The organism is Nocardia arthritidis NBRC 100137 (assembly GCF_001612765.1).
Lineage (GTDB): Bacteria > Actinomycetota > Actinomycetes > Mycobacteriales > Mycobacteriaceae > Nocardia > Nocardia arthritidis.
In genome coordinates, this window is sequence record NZ_BDBB01000043.1 from 64,630 (window position 1) to 80,208 (window position 15,579).

The 15,579-nt window shown below is 71.7% G+C and carries 5 protein-coding genes; 4 read left to right on the forward strand and 1 reads right to left on the reverse strand.

From position 1 onward, the window contains the following. Window positions 1-26: 26 nt before the first annotated feature. The 4 genes from NA8_RS26095 to NA8_RS26110 are packed head-to-tail and all read left to right on the forward strand — an operon-like array spanning window position 27 to window position 14,705. Window positions 27-10,100, forward strand: a complete 10,074-nt coding sequence (locus NA8_RS26095; RefSeq protein WP_063052997.1) for a hybrid fatty acyl-AMP ligase/type I polyketide synthase — start codon at window positions 27-29, stop codon at window positions 10,098-10,100. A 23-nt stretch (window positions 10,101-10,123) separates the two neighbouring features. Further along, entirely contained in the window at window positions 10,124-12,373 is a 2,250-nt protein-coding gene (locus tag NA8_RS26100) for a thioester reductase domain-containing protein (protein ID WP_063053007.1), read from the forward strand. Next, window positions 12,373-13,467 carry an alpha/beta hydrolase gene (locus NA8_RS26105; RefSeq protein WP_063052998.1) on the forward strand — a complete coding sequence of 365 codons (1,095 nt, stop codon included), beginning with the start codon at window positions 12,373-12,375 and terminating at the stop codon, window positions 13,465-13,467. Before NA8_RS26100 ends, NA8_RS26105 begins: the two co-directional genes overlap by 1 nt. Further along, complete coding sequence (locus NA8_RS26110) at window positions 13,464-14,705, forward strand: glycosyltransferase (protein ID WP_245664010.1); 1,242 nt, start codon at window positions 13,464-13,466, stop codon at window positions 14,703-14,705. The genes NA8_RS26105 and NA8_RS26110 overlap by 4 nt, the downstream gene beginning before the upstream one ends. Here the strand turns inward: NA8_RS26110 and NA8_RS26115 are convergent. After that, window positions 14,688-15,579 (reverse strand): Gfo/Idh/MocA family protein (locus NA8_RS26115; protein WP_063053009.1); only part of this gene is annotated, 892 nt, incomplete at its 5' end. The genes NA8_RS26110 and NA8_RS26115 overlap by 18 nt on opposite strands.

Here is a 15,579-nt window from a genome sequence, read left to right on the forward strand (position 1 = left end):
CAGTCGAGTTCCGAAGGTTGTACCGCATGACCGAATATCGTTCGTTCGTCGATGTCCTGCTCGCCCGCGGCGAGACCCTGTCGGCCGCCACGGCCTACCGCTTCCTGCGCACCGGTGACGTCGACGGCGCCATCGACGAGATCACCTACGCGGCCGTGTCGGCCCGGGCGCGGGCCATCGCCGCCGCGATGCAGGACGGCGGCATCCGCCGGGCCCTGCTGCTGTATCCGTCCGGATTGGATTTCATCGCGGCCTTTTTCGGCTGCCTGGCCGCGAACGTCGTCGCCGTGCCCGCGCCGCTGCCGCAACTGGACGCCCGGTCGCTGCGGCGGTTGCGGCACATGGTCACCGACGCCGACGTCGACGCGGTGCTCACCACCGCTCAGGTCCGCGCCGACGCGACCGCGGCGGTCGGGGAACTTCCCGAGCTGGATGCGCTCACGTGGCTGGCGACCGACGAGATCCCCGACGACGCGGCGCCCGCATGGCGACAGCCCGCTGTCGGCCCGGACTCGGTCGCCTTCCTGCAATACACCTCGGGTTCGACCAGCGCGCCCCGCGGCGTCGTGGTCACCCACGCGAACCTGATGCACAACGAGCGCGCCATCGCCACGGCACTGGGCCATACGCCGGAGCTGCTGGCCTCGCTCACCGACGCGCTGTTCGTCAGCTGGCTGCCGATGTACCACGATATGGGGCTCATCGCGCCGGTGCTGCAGACGATGTTCGTCGGCGCGAACGCGGTGTTGTTGTCTCCCCGGCATTTCCTGCAACGCCCCCAACGCTGGCCACAGGCGGTGTCCGCGTTCGGCGCGCACACCAGCGGCGGCCCCAACTTCGGCTACGAGCTGTGCCTGCGCCGGATGACTGCCGCGCAGATCGACCGGCTCGACCTGCGCGGCTGGAAGGTGGCGTTCAACGGCTCGGAGACGGTGCGGCCGGCCACCGTGCGCCGGTTCGCCGACACCTTCGCGAGCGCCGGATTCCGGGCCGAATCGTTCCAGCCGGTCTACGGCTTGGCCGAGGCGACGCTCATCGTCAGCGCCGCCGAACTCGGCGCGCGTCCGACGGTCGTCCTGCCGCCCGGGCGGTCCGAGCTGGTCGGCGTCGGATGCCCGGCCGAAGGACTGTCGATCGTCATCGCCGACCCCGAGCGCCGCACGGAGTGCGCCGACGGCGCCGAAGGCGAGATCTGGGTGTCCGGGACCAGTGTCGCCGCCGGATATTTCGGCAATGAAGCGGCCACCGCCGAGACCTTCCACGCCCGGCTCGGCGACGACGATCGCGCTTTCCTGCGTACCGGGGATCTGGGTTTCGTGTCCGGCGGTGAGCTGTTCGTCACGGGCAGGCGCAAGGATCTGCTGATCATCGACGGCAAGAACCACTACCCGCAGGATCTGGAGCTGACGGCCGAAACCGCGCACGACGCCGTCCGCCCCGGCTGCGTCGCGGCGTTCTCCGTGGACGAGGGCATCGATGGGGAACTGCCGGTGGTGGTCGCGGAGGTGCGCACCGAGGATCCGGCCGAACTGACCGACGCCGAGGACGCGATCCGCGCGGCGATCGGCGCGGAGCACGGACTCACGCTGCGATCGGTGGTCTTGCTCCGGCCCGGCGCCATCCTCAAGACCAGCAGCGGCAAACTCCAGCGGCAAGCCTGTCGCGCGGCCTATCTCGACGACGCGTTCTCCCCGGTGCTGCCCGTCCGCGGCGAATTCGACGATCTCGGCGCCCCGGCCGTGGCACCACACGGTTCGGCGATGACCGCCGAAGCCATGCAGAGCTGGCTGGTGGACATCATCGCCCGGTTGGCGTATCTGGATCCGGCGCGGATCGACGTGCACCGGCCGCTCGTCGAATTCGGGCTCGGCTCCGCCGATCTCGTCGAACTCGTCGTGGAGCTGTCCGATCGGGTCGGGCGGACCTTGGATACCAACCTGTTCTTCGAGCACCCCACCATCGCACAAGTGGTCACGGCGCTGCACCATGCCCAAGGCGGGGCCGGGCCCATCCCGGCTCCAGAGCGCAACGAAACCGAACCCGGCGCCACGCCCGTCCTGGACGGAGAGTCCACCGGAACCGAGGCCGCGCCCGTCCCGCACCGGCGCGCCGACGATGCCATCGCGATCATCGCGATGGCCTGCCGTTTCCCCGGCGGCGCCGACGATCCGGAATCGCTGTGGCGCCTGCTGGACGACAGACGCGACGGCCTGTCCGAGGTGCCGCCCGGGCGCTGGAGCGTCGACGGGCTCTACGACCCGGACCCGGCCGCGGAGGGCAAGGCGTACACCTTCCGCGGCGGATACCTCACCCAGGTGGACGAGTTCGACGCCGCGTTCTTCGGCATCGGCCCGCGCGAGGCGGCGGTGATGGACCCGCAGCAGCGGCTCATGCTGGAACTGAGCTGGGAGGCGATCGAACGGTCCGGTCGTGACCCCAGGCAGTTGCAGGGCAGCATGACCGGTGTCTATCTCGGGGTGTACAGCACCGGCTATCTCGCCGACCCGGCTCCGCAGCAGTTGAACGGACAGGTCGGCACCGGGCTGTCGCCGAGCGTGGCCTCCGGACGGATCGCGTACACACTCGGATTGCATGGTCCGGCCGTCACCCTCGACACCGCGTGCTCCTCATCGATCGTCGCCATGCACCTGGCCGCCCAGGCGTTGCGGGCGGGCGAATGCGATCTGGCCCTGGCCGGCGGCACGACACTGCTGATGAGCCCGACCGCGCACGTGGAATTGTGCAAACTCGGCGTGCTGTCGCCGTCGGGACGGTGCGCGCCGTTCGCTGCGGGGGCCGACGGCACGGTGTGGGCCGAGGGCGCCGGTCTGGTGCTGTTGAAGCGGCTCGACGACGCCCGGCGTGACGGCGACCGGGTCCTCGCGGTGTTCCGCGGCTCCGCGGTCAACCAGGACGGCCGCAGCCAAGGCATCAGCGCTCCCAACGGTTTCGCGCAGGAGCAGGTCATCAAGGCGGCGTTGCGCTCGGCGGGGCTGACGCCCGCGGACGTGGACTACGTGGAAGCGCACGGCACCGGCACCGCCCTCGGCGATCCGATCGAAGCCCGCGCCTTGGCGCGCGTCTTCGGTCCCGGCCGCGAACCCGGGCGCCCGTTGGGTGTGGGCTCGCTGAAGTCCAATGTGGGCCACACCCAGGCCGCGGCCGGAATCGGCGGGGTCATCAAAATGGTCCTCGGGCTCCAGCACGAACGGATACCGGGGATGGCCCACGACGGGCCGCCGACATCGCAGATCGACTGGTCCGGTAGCGGACTGGCCGTGCACACCGATTCGGCGCCGTGGCCCCGGGGCGACCGGCCACGCCGCGCCGGGATCAGTGCGTTCGGGCTCAGCGGAACCAACGCCCACCTGATCCTCGAGGAAGCGCCGGCATCCGACGACACGTCCGGCTCGTTCGACGACGCGCCGGACGACCGCCGCGTCGCGCTGCTGCCGATCTCGGCCCGCAACGGGGCGTCGCTGCACGGTCAGGCGCGCCGCCTGCTCGAGCACGTCACCGGTGACCCCGCGCTGGACCCCGCCCCGGTGTCACGCTCGCTGGCGTTGCGGCGCACGCCGTTCGAATGGCGCGCCGTCGTCGTCGCGGGCACACGGGACGAAATGCTCTCCAGCCTGGGCGATCTTATCGAGGAACAGGCTGCGCCCGATGTCGTGGTCGCCACGGACGCGGCGCTCACCGCGGGCAAGACGGCGTTCGTCTTCCCGGGGCAGGGCGTGCAGTGGGCGGGGATGGCGCGCGACATGCTGGCCAGGTCGGAGGTGTTCCGCGCCGAATTCGCCCGCTGCGACGAAGCGTTCCGGCACCGCACCGGATGGTCGCTGGCGACCGGGCTGTTCACCCTCACCGCGGCGCAACTCGGTGATTTCACCGTGGTGCAACCGCTGCTGTTCGCCACGATGGCGGCGCTCGCGGCCACCTGGCGGGACGCGGGCGTGTCACCGGATGCCGTGATCGGGCACAGCCAGGGCGAGATCGCCGCGGCCTACGTCGCGGGCGCGCTGAGCCTCGACGACGCCGCACGCGTGGTCGTGGCGCGCAGCCGCCTGATGGCGGGCATAGCCGAGGAAGGCGCGATGGCGATGGTCGGCCTGCCCGCGCAGCGGCTCGCGGAGCGCTTGGCAGCCGACGAGGCGGTGTCGATCGCGGCGATCAATGTGCCCGGCTCGACGATCGTGGCCGGAGCCCGCCACGCGGTGGAGACACTGGTGCGCGCACTGCAGGACGAACAGGTCGAGGTGCGGGTGCTGGCCGCGGGACCGGCGCTGGCGGGGCATTCCGCGCTGCTGGAACCGATCCGGCAGCGACTGCTGGACGAACTCGCCGGGTTGAGCGCCGCCCCATCGGCTGTCGCGTGGTACTCCACCGTGCTCGGCGAGCAGATGGTGGACGACCGCGCCGACGGCGGCTATTGGTATCGCAACGCGCGCGAACCGGTCCGGTTCGCGAGCACGATCGAGCGCATGATCGGCGAGGGGTTCCGGTATTTCGTCGAACTCGGGGTGCATCCGCTGCTGACCACGGCGGTGCGTGCGGTCGCGCAGGACACCGGCCAGGAGGTCGTGGCGGTCGGTTCGCTGGTGCGCGACGAGGACGGGCCACGCAGCCTGGCCCGCGCCCAGGCCGCGCTCTGGGTGGCGGGCCGCGACCTGGACTGGTCGCGTCTGGTGCCCGCGCACGGCAGCGTCGAGTTGCCCACCTACGCCTTCGACCGGCGGCGGTTCTGGACCGAATCGGTGTCCGAGGACGCCGCGGCACTGGGGTTGCGGCCCGCGGGCCATCCTTTCGTCGGCGCGGTCGTGCCGCATCCCGATTCCGGCGGCGTGACGCTGACCGGACGGATCTCCCTGCGAACCCATCCATGGCTGGCCGAGCACGCCGCGCCCGCCGCGGTCGTCTTGCCCGGCACCGGGCTGGTCGAGCTCGCGGTCCGCGCCGGTGACGAGGTGGCCGCCGGACACGTGCGCGAACTCGTGCTCCACGCGCCGCTGGTGCTCGCGCAGGATGCCGCGGTGCAGATCCAAGTGGTGGTCGCCGACGCCGACCCCGGCGGTGGCCACCCGGTGTCGATCCACTCCCGCCTCGAGCGCGATCTCGACACCTCGTGGACGTTGCACGCCCGCGGAGTGCTGGCGGCGACGCACGGAGCCGAAACCATCCGCGGCGACACCGCGCAGTGGCCACCGGCGGGTGCGACGGCCGTGGACGTGGCCGACCTGTACGCGCGGCTGTCCGATCGCGGACACCGGTACGGGCCGCTGTTCCGGTCGGTGCGCGCGGCGTGGCGGCGCGGGGAGGAGGTCTTCGCCGATGTGGCGCTTCCGGAGTCCGCGCACGGCGACGCCGCGCGGTTCGAGATCCATCCCGCGTTGCTCGACTGCGCCCTCCACGCGGCGCTGCTGCTGGGCGCGGACGACAGTGGTTCGGCGCTGCTGCCGTTCGCCTGGGCGGGGGTGAGCTTGCACGCCTCCGGCGCGACGGCGTTGCGCGTCCGGATCACCCGTGACGGCTCGAACGGGGTGCGTGTCCTGGCGAACGATCACACCGGCCGCCCGGTCGTGTCGGTGCGGTCGCTGATCCTGCGGCCCGCGCCCGAGGCGCAGGTGCTCGACGGGGCGCTGTCCGCCGCGCATCGCACATTGTTCCGGCCGGAGTGGTCGGCGCTCGCGGCGCCGACGGCGGTCCGGCCGGTCACCGCCGTGCCCTGGTCGCGGCTCGGCCCGCACGATCCGGCGCCGGAGGCGGTGCTCATCGACGTCACCGAGGGTGATTCGATCGACGCCGTGCACGCCGCGGTCCGGCGCACGCTGGAAGCCTTGCAAGCGGCACTCGACGATCCTCGCCTGACGGCGGCGACCATCGTCGTGCGCACCCGCCGGGCGATGGCGCTGCCCGGCGAGGACGTCCCGAACACCGCGGGAGCGGCGGTCTGGGGCCTGGCGCGGGCGGCGCAGTCGGAGAACCCGGATCGCATCGTGCTGGTCGACAGCGCCGACCCCGAGATCGACATCGCGACCGTCCTGGCCTGCGGGACGGCACAGGTTCTCGTGCGCGACGGCGCCCTGTCCGCGCCACGGCTCGCGCGAGCGCCCATGGCCGAGGCCGCGCCGGGCAGCGTGGAGTTCGGCGACGGGTACGTGCTCGTCACCGGGGCGCCGGGACGGCTCGGCTCGCTGCTGGCCCGGCATCTGGTGCGGGCCCACGGGGTCGGCAAGCTGCTGCTGGTCAGCCGCCGGGGCGCCGACGGTCCCGGTGCCGACGAGTTGCGCGCCGAACTCACCGGTCTCGGAGCGGACGTGGTCTTCGCCCGCTGCGATGTGGCCGATCGCGCCGCGCTGGCCGAGGTGCTGCGCGGACGCACGCTCAGCGGTGTCGTCCACGCCGCGATGGTGCTCGACGACGGCACGCTGGGCTCGCTGACTCCCGACCGGCTCGCGGCGGTACTGCGACCGAAGGTCGACGCGGCGCATCACCTGCACGAGCTGACCGCGGGCATGGACCTGTCGTGCTTCGTGCTGTTCTCGTCCGTGGCGGGCGTCCTCGGCAACCCCGGTCAAGCGAACTACGCCGCCGCCAACGCCTACCTCGACGCCCTCGCCACCCACCGCGTCGCCCGAGGGCGCACCGCGCAGTCGCTGGCGTGGGGTCCGTGGAGCCTCGATATGCACGAGGTGATGGCGGCGGCGGACATCCGTCGCATGGAACGCTCCGGCATGCGTCCGCTCAGCGCGCAGGACGGTTTGGCCGCGTTCGACGCGGCGCTGCGGCGGACCGAGCCGGTCCTGGCGCCGATGTGGATCGATGCCGACGCCATGCGGCGCGCGCCGTACATTCCGTTGCTGCTGCGCGGGCTGATCCGTCCGCCTGCGCGCCGCACGGCCGCCCATCGCGAGTTCGCCGACCCGTCGGTACGGTCGCGCTTCGCCGAGCGGCTGCGCGGGTTGCCGCCCGACGAGGCGACCGCGGTCGCGGTGGACGTGGTGGCGCGCCGCGCCGCCGACGTGCTGGGTCATACCGGCGCGGACGCCATCGCACCGGACCGGTCGTTCCAAGGGCTGGGCATGGACTCGCTGATGGCGGTGGAACTGCGCAATCGGTTGCGCGACGATACCGGCATCCTGGTCCCGCTCAGCGAGATCTTCGCCGGCCAGAGCGCAGCCGCCCTGGCCGAATACCTCGTCGCCGAGGCAGCGCACACCGATACCGCCGTACCTGCCGCGCGCCCGGCCGAGCAGGACGTCCCGGAGGTCGTCACCCTGCCCGTCACCCGAGACCTGATGCGGCTGTTGCGCACCGCCCAGCAAGGCATTCCGAGTGTCGCCCAGACCGGCGGCCTGGCCATGCGCCTGCCCAGGGCGATCGGCCACGCCGAAGCGGAAGCGATGCTCGCCCGCCTCGCCGGACGCCACGCCGCGCTGCGCACGGTGATCGTGCCCAGCGACGAGCACGGCACCCGGCTGCAGGTGCGGTCCCGCCCGGGCGGGCCGCTGCTGCGCAGTTCGGCCGTCGACCGGCTCGACGACGCCGTCGCGCGCACCCGGTTCCGTGAACTGATGCGCGAACCGTTCGACCTGGCTCAGGGGCCGCTGTGGCGGTTCGAACTGCTGACGTCCGATTCCGGCGAACAGACACTGATCTTCGGCGCGCACCACGGCATGTGCGATGTCCAATCGATGATGCTGGTCGCCGGGGAGATCGGTGCCGAGCTGTCCGGCACGGACTACCCGGAAGCACTGTCCAACAAGGACATCCACGATCTGCTCGCCGCGCAGGCATCGCAGGCCGAGCCCGACGCCGCATGGCGCCGGGAGTTCGCCGGCTGCCGCCGCCTCGACCTCACCCTCGCCCGCCCCCGGCCCGCGCAGCGCAGTCACCGAGCCGGGGAGGTGCTGCTGGAACTGCCCGCGGGGCTGCAGGAACGCGCGGCGCGGCGCGCCCGGGAGCTGGGCATCACACCGGCGGCGCTGTTCCTCGGCACACTGACGGTGCTGCTGGCCCGGCGGCAGGACACCGATCGTTTCGCCCTCGCCGTCCCGGTGGACACCCGCATCCACGCCGACGCGCCGACCGCCGTCGGCTATTTCGGTGTGCCGGTGCCCTATCCGGCGACCGTCGAGCCCGGCGAGTCGATCGATGACCTGCTGCGCCGGACCGGCGACCGGCTGCGGCGGCTGCTGGTGCCCGGAGCGGGTTTTTCCGACGTACTCACCACGCTCGCCGCGGAGGGCCTATATCGGGACAACGCGCCGCTGGTCGAGGTGTACTTCAACTATCTGCGGGCCAATTCCGCCGTCCACCGCGCGGACCTGGTTCCGGTGGGGACCGGTTACTCCGATCTCGACCTCATGGTGGCCGTGCTGGCCGACGCGGATCAGGTCTGGTTCACCTACAACGCCGACATCATCGACACCGCGACCTGCACCCGTCTCGGGCAGGACTACCTGGCACTGCTCGGCGAGGTGGTCGAGCACTCCGGGCTGCCGGTGCGCCCACCGCGCACGGACACACCGCGAGGCGTCGCGTTCGGGGCCACGTTCGCGTTGGGGAAGCTGCCGGATCTGTACAGCGCGGCGGCGCATGCCCACGGCGCGGACGGCCGGACCGTGCTCGAAGCGCCCTACCATCACGTCCTGGCCGGATTGCGCGACCCGTCCGGGGTCTTCGCCCAGCCGTCGACCGCTCTGGGCATCGTGCTGCTGCGGGCGGCGGACCTGGAGCGATTCGGTCCGCTCACCGACGACTCGCTCGCCGAACTGGCGGAGCAGTACCCGGCCGCCGTCCGGGAGGCCGCCGAGCGTGCCCGGGTGCCGATCATCGTCGGCCTGCTTCCCGCCCCCGATCTCGACGAGCGGTTGCTGCGGTGGGAGCGGCTGACCGCCGAACGGCTGCGGGAGGTTCCCGGCGTCGCGGTGCTCACCGAAGCCGACTGGACTCGTGACCACCCGGTGGCGCACCGTTTCGACGAGCAGACCGACGCGCTGGCGCACCTGCCGTTCACCGAGGAGTTCCAGGCGGCGGTGGCGCTGACGCTCGCCGCCGTCGCGCGCGTCGCGTTGCTGCCCGCCCCGAAAGTCATCGCCGTGGACGGCGACGACACCTTGTGGAGCGGCGTCGTGGGCGAAATCGGGCCCGCGGCGGTCACCTTCGACCCGCCGCGGATCATGCTGGCGCGGCGACTGCGGCAGTGGCGTGCCGCGGGCACCCTGCTGGTGCTGATCAGCAACAACGACGACGATTCCGTGCAGGCGGTCCTGGATCGCCCGGACAGTCCGCTGCGCGCCGCGGACTTCGCCATCGTCTCCACCGGATGGGACAGCAAGGCCGAACGGCTCGAGGAGGCCGCGCGCACCTTGCGTCTGGCATCGGACGACGTGGTCTATCTCGACGACAACCCGGTGGAGATCGCGAAGATGCGTTCCCGTCTGCCGGAAGTGCTCGCGGTGACCTGTCCGCCGATCGAGGAGCTGGAGACCTTCCTGACCCGGTTGTGGCCGGTGACGCCGGTGGCGGTGACCGCGGAGGACGCCGAGCGGGCGGAGTTCTACCGGCACGAGCGCGAACGCGACCTGGCCCGCGAACAACTGGACTTCGCGCGGTTCCTCGAGAGCCTGCACCTGGTGGTGACCGTCGAGCGGCTCTCCGGCCGAAGCCGGGCGCGCGCCGCTCAGCTGATCCGGCGCACCAGCCAATTCGTTCTGCGCCCGAGCACCGAGCAGGATGTCGACCGCTGGCAGGAGGACGGCGAGGTGTGGACCGCGGCGGCGCGCGACCGGTTCGGCGACTACGGAACGATCGCCGTGCTCGGGCTGCGCGCCGAGGGGACCGTGCTGGGTGTGCGCGGATGGCATCTCAGCTGCCGCGCCCTGGGCCGTGGCGTCGAGGAACACCTGCTGGGCTGGCTGGCCGACCGCGCGGCCGCGCTGGGTTGCGCGACGGTGCGCATGACCGTCCACCGCACCGAGCGCAACGTGCCCGCCCGACGGTTGGCCGCCGCGCTCGGCGGCGGCGACACCGATGCCGAGCGGCTGGAGATCGAGGTGCCGCTGGATCGCCTGCGGACGTTCCGGTCCTGGGCGCGATGATCATGGCCGACAAGGAGGTTCCTGTGCGCAGTCCGAACGGCGAGTATTCGTCGCGTGTCGAGCGCGCCGATCGGCGCGACCTCGCCGAGGCCATCGAACGCGGTGGCGGTTTGGACGTGTCCGCGTTGCTCGCCCGCGCCGGTGGCGACGCGCCTCCCGCGACGGCGGCGATCGAACGTCGCGGCGAATGGGATCTGGAGTCGCTCACTGCGGCGGTCACCCGGGTGGCGAACCGTTTCACGGCCGAAACCGTCGGCCCGGAGACGGATTTCTTCGACGGCGGCGCCACGTCCGTCGCGGCGGTGCAGTTCGTGGCGGCGCTCGCCCGCGAGCTCGACGTGCACCTGGAGTTGGACGACGTGTTCGCCGACGCGCGTCCGCGCAGGCTCGCGCAGCGCTGGCTGGGCGCCCGCCGGGACAGCACCGAACACGAGCCGAGCGTGCCGGCATCCGACTCCGTGGACGACGAGTTCGCGCAGCTGATGTCCGATGTCGCCGGAGCCGACCGGTTACCGCTGGTCGACCCGCCGCAGCGGGTGGTCCCGCGCCGTGTGCTGCTCACCGGCTCCACCGGTTTCCTCGGCAGTCATCTGCTGCTGGACCTGTTGCGCGGCAGCGACGCCCACGTCGTCTGCCTGGTTCGCGCGCAGGACGAGACCGACGGCCTCGACCGGCTGGCCGCCGCGCTGACGCGGTTCCTGCTGCCGTGGTCACCGGAGGTACGCAGGCGGGTGACGGTGCTCACCGGCGACCTGCGGGAGCCGAACCTCGGCCTGTCGGAGGAACGCTGGGCCGCGCTGGCGAACGAGATCGACGCGATCGTCAATGTCGGCGCCGCGGTGGACTTCCTGCGCGGCTACCGGTCCCTGCGCCGCGGCAACGTGCTCGGCCCGCTGACCCTGGCCCGGCTGGCGGCCACCGGCCGACCGAAACCGCTGCACCACATCTCCTCGATCGCGGTGTTCAACGAACTCGGCATCGCCTCGATGGGCGAGGACGATCCGGTGGCCAACATCGGCAAGCTCGTGATCGGCTACGACCGGACGAAATGGGCGGCCGAGGCGGTCATGCGGCGGGCGCGCGAGCACGGCTTGGTGGTCACGGTGCTGCGTCCCGGCGGAATCGGCGGGCACCGGGAGACCGGTGCGCACAACCCCCGCGACCTCAACAGCGGCATCATCGCGGCGCTGTCGCGGTTCGGCACCGTCCCCGCCCTGCGCAATCTCCATGTCGCCCCGGTGGATTGGGTGAGCAAGGTCGCGGCGGCCATCGTGTGCGCGCCGGGGGCGTGGGGCCATAATTACCATCTCACCGGCACGCCCGCCACGCTGGAGCAGATGCTCGGCGAGTCGGCGGCGATCGGCATGGACATGCGGGTGCAGCATTGGGCCGCCTGGTGTGACGAGGTGGTGGAACGGATCCGCACCGAGCCGGTCCCCGAGCTGGAATCGCTCGCGCAGGTGTTGCAGAGCCCGGTCGCGCGCCACCCGCTGGAGACGATGGCCTCCGTCCCTGCCGCCACCGACGACCGAACCCGCGCTTTCCTGCGCGCCCACAACCTGCCCGAGCCGGTCCGCTACGGCGCCCAATCGCAACGCAAGACGCTGGAAATGCTCGCGGGCACCGGCTTGGCCCGGCTGCCGCAGCCGCGGGATGCACCGTATCTGTGGTTCACGGAAACACTGGCGGGCGCCCTCGGAGCCGTGGACGTGCCGGCCGACACGTCCTGCACCCTGAATCTGCGCCTGTCCATCGCGAGCACCCATCAGCTCGTGGCCGGGCGCACGGTTGATGTCGGTGGCGAACTACGGTGCGCACGTCTGCACGACGAACCACTCACCGTGTCCGGTGTGCTGTCGGTGCGTCCACACGACGGCATCCCGATCCGGCACGGGCTGCGGCATCCGCTGATGCACTACCGGCTGTCACTGCGCGATGCCGACGGCGGGACGTGGTGGCTGTCCGGTTACAAATACGCCGAGGCGCGCCGCACCCTCATCAGGCAGGCGCGCACGCTGACCGTGGAACTCGGTCGCGAGGGCGAACCGGCGAGCCTCAGCGGCGAAGTCGCCGTCCCGCTGGAGACCTACCTGCGCGATCAGATCGACGGCATCCAGGTCGATCCGCGATTGTCCGAGCGTCAGCGGCGGACCGCGAAACTGTTGTGGCTGAGCTGGTTCGGAGCCCAGCTCGGTAAGGGCCTGCTGGAGCCGGCGTTGCGCGTGGGCACCGAGCTGCTGGATCTGCGCCGAAACGCGAAGGAGTCGCGCTGATGCTCACCCCGATCCGGCCGGGCGCCGCGCCGACGCTGGAGGAGATCCCGTTCCATGCCGCCGACGGCCTGCGGCTGGGCTTGCGCCGCGTCGTTGCCGCCGAGGCCGACCGGCCCGCGGTCCTGCTGGTCCACGGCCACGGTGTGTCCTCGGACATGTTCCTGGCGCCGGAGATCCGCACGGTCGTCGACGCGCTGCTCGACGCGGGATACCAACCGTGGCTGCTGGACTGGCGCGGCAGCTCCCGACTGCCCTACAACGCCTCCGGGCCGCGTTTCAGCTTCGACGACGTGGCGCTCTACGACCTCCCCGGAGCCGTCGAGGAGATCCGCCTGCGCATCGGCGACCGGCCGCTGTTCGTGGTCGCGCACTGCGTCGGGGCCTTGGCGCTGTCGATGAGCATGGCCGCGGGACTGATACCCGGATTGGCCGGCGTCGTGGCCCAGGGCGTCTTCCTCACCCCGAAAGTGAGCAACGCGGTGCGGATGCGCGTGCTCGTGGGCGGCGAACTGCTCGGCTCCCGCGTCCACCACCTCGAGTCCGACTTCCGCAAAGTCGGGCTGTGGTCACGGAAAACGCTGCTCTACGCCCTGCTCACCCGGAAAGGGGACTGCACCGACCCCACCTGCCGGATGGTCCACGGCAGCTGGGGCATGGGCGCGCAGCTGTTCGTCCACGACCACCTCGATCCGCGCACCCACGACCGTTTGGCGGAACTGTTCGGGCCGATCCCGGTCCATGTGCTGCCCCAGCTGCGGCGGATGGAGCTGGCACACGCGGTGCAACGCTGGAACGACAACGACGACCGCTACCGCGTGCTCCCGGAGAACGCCCTGGACCACGCCGAACGGATCGATTGCCCGGTACTGCTGTTGTCGGGCAGCCGCAACGAGGTCTGGCTCGACTCCAACAAGCTGTGCCACGACGTGCTCACCACCCGCCACCCCGGGCTGGACGTGCGCTACATCGAGATCCCTTCCTACGGCCACCTCGACACCTTCCTCGGTCGTGGCGCCGCGTTGGACGTGTACGGGCACATCCTCGAATTCCTCGACGACTGCGCGCCTTCCGCATCTGGCCGAGGCACGGCGTGAGCGCGGACAGCCGCTCGTTGCGCATCGCGATGTTCGCGGACTTCCATCCGGCCACCCTCGGGGGAATCCAGACGTCGATGCGCGCGCAGCGCACGGCATTGGAACGGCTGGGGCATCACGTCACCGTGTTCACCATTCCCCCGCCGGAGCCCGCGGCGCCGGATCCCGGGATCGTCGTGCTCGCGACCACGGCCGGGTTGTCCGTGAACGGCTATCCGGTCGCCCTGCCGACCCGGCGCAACGCCCGCCTGGTCGACGCGGTGTTCGCCGAGCGCGGCTTCGATGTCGTGCACGCGCAGACCACCTATGGAGCGGGCATCGCCGGATTGCGCGCCGCGCGCCGCCACGGCCTTCCGGCGGTGCAGTCCATGCACAGCCGCGACGACTCCTTCATCGAACGCAATGCCCCGTTCCCCTATCTCGCCGCGCTCACCATGCGCGTGCTGCACGGCAGCTTCGTCGGCCTGCGTGGGACGATGCCGCGGCTGGCGGAAAGCCGCACGGCACGCCACGCCTGGCGGCCGCTGGTCGCGCAGGCGCGGGCCGCGGATCACGTCGTCGTGCCGACACGGCATTTCGCCCAGCGGTTGGCCGCACACGGAGTGGATCGGCCGATGCACGTGGTGTCCAACGGAGTCGACGACGATCTGGTGCGCGCTGTTCCCGAGCGACCCGGCCGCCGGGATCCGTTGCTGCGCGTGCTGTGGTGCGGCAGGTTCTCGGCGGAGAAGCGACCGCTGGACGCCATCGAGGCGGTGCACCGGGCCGAGGGCTGCACCCTCGACATCTACGGTGCGGGAGCGTTGGAGGCGCGCCTGCGCGCGGCCGTCGACCGGCTCGGCCTGCACGAGCGAGTTCGGCTGCACGGCGAGGTGGGCCAGGCGCAGTGCTTGGCGGCCATGCGTACCCACGATGTGCTGCTGTTCCCCTCCGCCGGGTGCGACACGCAAGGCATGGTTCTGCTCGAGGCGGTCGCGGTGGGCCTTCCGGTGCTGCACTGCGACCCCGACGTCACCGAAACCGTGCCGGCGGGCGGCGAATTCCGGGCCCGCGACGCCTCGACGGCCGCGCTCGCCGAGGCGCTGCGGCTGCTGGCGGCTCAGCCGGACCGGCTCGACGCCATGCGCGAGGTCTTGGCACGCCACGCGGGCCGGACGCTGCAGTCGCGGTTCACCGAACGACTGGTCGCGGTCTACACCGAGGCGATAGCGACCGCCGCGTCAGGCCGGTTGCCGTAGCGGCAGGCCCGCGGCCGCGTAGATCGCATCGATGACGGTCATCGTCGCCACCGCGTCCTGGGCGGAGGTGAGCACCGGCTCCCCGTGCCGCACCGCCGCGACGAAGGCGTCGAGCTGATAGGCGTAGGTGCTGCGGCGCGAGATCTTCTCCGTGCGCCTGCCGCCCTCCGAACGCACCGACAGCCTGCGCGGCAGTCGCGGCGCCACCGGATTGAGCAACCGCAGTTCACCGCGTTCGCCGACCACTCGCGCCCCGATGCGCAGCACGTCCGACGACCACATCGAGCAGCGCACCCGCCCGGTGTGCCCGGAAGGGAAACGCAGCTCGGCGCTCATCGCCCGGTCGATGTGCGGGCCGCGCAACTTCGCGGTCGCCGCGACGACCTCCGGGTTCTCGCCGCCGAAGACCCGGGCCATGTGCACCGCGTAGCAGCCTGCGTCCATGAGCGCCCCGCCTGCGAGGGCGTAGTCGTAGCGGATGTCGGAGAATCGCGGCAGCGGAAAACACATCGCGGTGTCCACCCGCACCAGCTCGCCGAGTTCGCCGGAGGCGATGATCTCCTCGGCCCGCCTGGTCATCGGGTGGTAGCGGTAGTGGAAGGCCTCCATGACCACTCGGTCCGACGTCGCGGCCAGTGCCGCGATCTCCTCGGCCTCGGCGGCGTTGGCGGTGAACGGTTTCTCGCACAGCACGTGCTTGCCCGCGGCGAGCGCCGCTTTCGTCCACCGGCCGTGCAGACCGTTCGGCAGCGGGTTGTAGACCGCGTCGATGTCGGGCGCGGCGATCAGCGCGACATAGCTGTCGAAGACCCGCGCGATGCCGTGTTCGCGCGCGAACGCCCGCCCGCGTTCCGGCTCGCGGGCAGCCACGGCG